Annotated in this window: 3 protein-coding genes; all 3 read right to left on the bottom strand. The window is 68.8% G+C overall.

The window, feature by feature from the left end:
- Positions 1 to 29: 29 nt before the first annotated feature.
- The gene (locus BR70_RS18740) at positions 30 to 389 is read right to left on the bottom strand and encodes a DUF4913 domain-containing protein (RefSeq protein ID WP_035807541.1); all 360 of its coding nucleotides are present in this window, start codon (positions 387 to 389) and stop codon (positions 30 to 32) included.
- 124 nt (positions 390 to 513) lie between these two features.
- Complete coding sequence (locus BR70_RS0100170) at positions 514 to 2,133, bottom strand: type IV secretory system conjugative DNA transfer family protein (RefSeq protein WP_027464426.1); 1,620 nt, start codon at positions 2,131 to 2,133, stop codon at positions 514 to 516.
- Positions 2,133 to 2,768 (bottom strand): HNH endonuclease family protein (locus tag BR70_RS18745; protein ID WP_081827159.1); only part of this gene is annotated, 636 nt, incomplete at its 5' end. The genes BR70_RS0100170 and BR70_RS18745, both read right to left, overlap by 1 nt.

The following is a 2,768-nucleotide window of genomic DNA, read 5'->3' on the forward strand; positions in this document are numbered from 1 at the left end:
CCATCCGGTGTCCGCCCCTTCCTCGTGCGTCAGGCTTCCCAGCCCGCTGGTGGATCCGCGGGCACGATCACGAGGCTGTCGCGTCCCTTGGCTTTGCTGAGGTGCCCGTCCGTGCCGCAGGCGCGGAACGGACCAGACGCTCGGTCGAAGATGATGCGTGCGTGGTGGTCCCAGTGCTGCACCCACCAGGCCGACAGGGCGAGGGTGTCGCCCTCGTTCTGCGACTTCAACGACTTCGTGTACGCCTGGAACGCCACGACCAGGCGCTCCACGACCTCAGGGTGCAGCCACCACTGGGCACACCACGGCGGCTTGTCGGCGGCGCGGGCGTCACCGTACGCCTCGACGCGGCCGAGCTGCTGCTTCACCCACGCCAGGAACGCTGTCATGTCCAGGTCCGCAGGTGAGGGCTCGACCTCCCCGGTGGCCGGATCCGCTGGCGGCGGCGCGTCGTCATCCGGCGGTGGCGCGTCGACGTCACGGGAGCCGTAGCCAGCGGGCCACTCATCAGGGTTAAACGGACTCGACACGAGCGCCCCCCTTCGCACCCGCTGCGCTCGCACGGCGCGGCTGCTTCACGATCTTCCCGTTCTTGACTTCCTGGCCGTCGACCATCGCCCGGAGCACCTTGTCCTTAAACCACGGTCGGGTCTGGATCAGGATCGGCTTCGCCGCCGCGGAGGTGACCACCGCACGCCACTCCGGCAGGTTCGCGAGGTCGCCGACAGGGAGGATCGGCTTCGGCTTCGGTGTCCTGGACTTCGTGCTGCCACCAGGGCCGTAGGACGTGGTCGTGGTCCACTCGTCGTAATCGCCAATGCCTTCACTGAACCGCTTGAGGAACGGCGACTGCGGATCCTCACCGCCGCCGTAGACGCGGATCGGCGACGTCGTCCACAGCTGTCCCGCGCCAGCCTCCCCGAACACGCGGACCATCTGCGACCAGCCCTGGAAGTACACGCTGAGGATGAGCCCGAGCGAGCCGTAGAACGACACCAGGTCCGGCAGTTCCGGCCACCGAACCACGTTCGCTGCCTCGTCGAGCTCGAACACCACCGGGACGGTGATGCGGCCACCGTCCGCGGACGCTGCCCGCTCGCCCGCCCTGGCGATCGACCGGACCAACGACGCCACGAACGCACCACCGGAGCCGGGACCGTTGCGGGAGATCAGCACGGCGGTGTCGTTGCTGCGAACGAACGCTTCCGGGTTGAACCGCCGCACGCCGGGTGTGGTGGCCCAGGCGAGCAGCTTGTCGTTCGCGATCGCGGACGCCATGCGCTGCGCGGTCGCGTACACGCTGCCGCGGGTCTTGTCGGGCTGGTTCGGGAACCCCTCCAGAGCGAGCTTCGGGCCGATCTGCCCGTGACGGCTCATGATCGCCGCCATTTCCTCGTGCTCCTGGTTGACGATCCACTCGTAGACCTGCCGCAGCGTCAGCCCCTCGAGCTTCGCGGCGAGGAGGGCGTACGCGAACAGGTCCAGACCCTGCGAGTCGAACTGGGCGTCCTTCTTGCTGTCGGCGTCCTTCGTGCTGGCCTCGAAGATCGCGGCGAGCTCTTGCGCGTCGACGAGGTCGCCAACGTCCGTCAGTGGGTCGTAGACGAAGTCGGGCCGCTTGTCGTGCCGGTACACCTGAGTCGGGTCGTACAGCCACTGCTCGCCGGCACGCTTGCGGCCGGCGAGGACCTCGCGGACCCCGTCGACCTTGTTCGTGGTCATCACCGCTGCGCCGGGAGCTTCGAGCATGTGCCGGATCACGAGGGCGCTGGTCTTCCCTCGACCGGTACCGAAGATGTACGTCGCAACCTCACGCCATCCCTGCCATACCCAGGCCGCACGGGTGCCGACGAGCGTCCCGATCCGCTGTCCGGGCGCCAGGTCCACCGCGTTCGGGTGCAGCCGCTTGGCTTCCTTCCTGCGAGCCGGGTACAGCAGCGGCCCCAGCCGGTTCCCCTTGCGCAGGTGGCGCTGCTTCTTGTCGACGTCGTTCCCGCCCGCCGATCGCACGAGGACGAAGATCCCGCCGGCGAGTGCGAGCACGACAACGGCAATGATCAGCGGCGTGCCCCACCAGGGCCACTGCAGCTGCTCGATCGCGGTCTGGAATGGGTCGGGTGTCGTCGTCTTCATCAGTTGCTTCCCTTGCTCGTGCATCCGGTGAGGGTGCGTTCGAGTGCGTGCTTGTCGTCGGTGGCGATCGACAGGTGCCACTTCGTGGCCACGGTCACGAACGACGCCGCGTAGCCGCAGGCGTCTCCGGTGTTCGCCGGCATCCACTCCGCGGGCCCGGAGTCGGACTTCTCTTCGTTCGCGGGTCCGTCGACGGCGACGAGGTTCGTCGCCTGGTCGTTGGCGAACAGCTCCCGCTGCGCCGGCGTCCAAGAGGCGGCGCCGTGCCGCCATGCGTAGGACAACGGGACGCGGTGGTCGATCTGCACGGCCAGGCTCGACGTGTCCCCACGCTGAAAGGCGATCGTGCGGCCCGTGTACGGGTCGTGGAGCGTCCCAGAGAGCACGACGCACTCGTTGGTGCCCGGCTTCACCACGACGGCCGTGAGGTCGCGCCGGAGCACATCGTTGCGGGTGTCGCAGCCGTTTCGGTCGACGTCGGCCCACGCCTGCCCGAACGCGGCGCGGTCGTAGGGCGCCGGCACGTACGCGTCGGAGACCGGCAGTGCACGGAGATCCCGCAGAGCCTCGGTCGCCGGCGCCGTGGTCACCGTGCTCGAGGTGGATGCTCCCGTCGACGACGTCGGAGCGGTTCC

The sequence above is a fragment of the Curtobacterium sp. UNCCL17 genome, assembly GCF_000686685.1.
In the GTDB taxonomy this organism is placed as follows: domain Bacteria; phylum Actinomycetota; class Actinomycetes; order Actinomycetales; family Microbacteriaceae; genus Curtobacterium; species Curtobacterium flaccumfaciens.